The sequence below is a fragment of the Vibrio sp. S457-15 genome (genome assembly GCF_000960545.1).
GTDB lineage: Bacteria > Pseudomonadota > Gammaproteobacteria > Enterobacterales > Vibrionaceae > Vibrio > Vibrio parahaemolyticus.
On the sequence record NZ_JYOQ01000082.1, the window covers coordinates 1 to 698 of the forward strand.

1 protein-coding gene is annotated in these 698 nt (G+C 41.1%); it reads right to left on the reverse strand.

Features of this window, described 5'->3' with window-relative positions; all coding sequences use genetic code 11:
- Window positions 1-167 precede the first annotated feature (167 nt).
- Window positions 168-698, reverse strand: a 531-nt coding sequence (locus UF05_RS08720) for a hypothetical protein (RefSeq protein WP_231583920.1), incomplete at its 5' end; no start/stop codon positions are given.

The following is a 698-nucleotide window of genomic DNA, read 5'->3' on the forward strand; positions in this document are numbered from 1 at the left end:
ATAACGCCCAATTAAGGTGTGAAGCACGCAGCCACAGTACTCAATTTGACCACCGTAAACACTGAGCTTAACTCAAACCAAAAATGCCAAGCGTGCTGAATCACTCTTAAATTGTTTGTTAGGTCGATACAAAAAATGGCCAGAAAACTGACCATTTGAATTACTAATCAAAACAACTTTGGTCTAGTATGAACAAATGCACCTTTTTGCGGGTGCCAGACTTGTCCATGACGAGCTGCTCGCTCAACCGCATCAAGTAGCACTGGGTCAATCGATGAAGAATCATCAGCTGTGCTCTGGCCACCGTGAGTAACTACAATACCAGCACCGAAACCATTCAGTTTCTTGATCGCCTCAACGACTTCGACTGGGATCAAATTTGTTTTAATGTTTAAGTGAATAGTCGAACTATCATGGACACGTGCACATGCTTCGATTTTTCCACTGATATCTTGCGCATTTAAGCCACTATCGACCATACTTTGAGTCAAGTCCACTTCAAAAAAGAAGTGATCACCGCCCAAACCCAAAGGTTCTTTTCTATAAAATTGCATTACTTTTCCTTTTGTTGTCATGCAAACCCATAACATGACGGCATATTTTTGTTTTTCAAGTGAACCTGGGAAATATGCAACTCGACTGCTCAAATGCCAAACAAAAAGAGTCTTTTTTAAACTAATGCACGAAGACCTAACGCC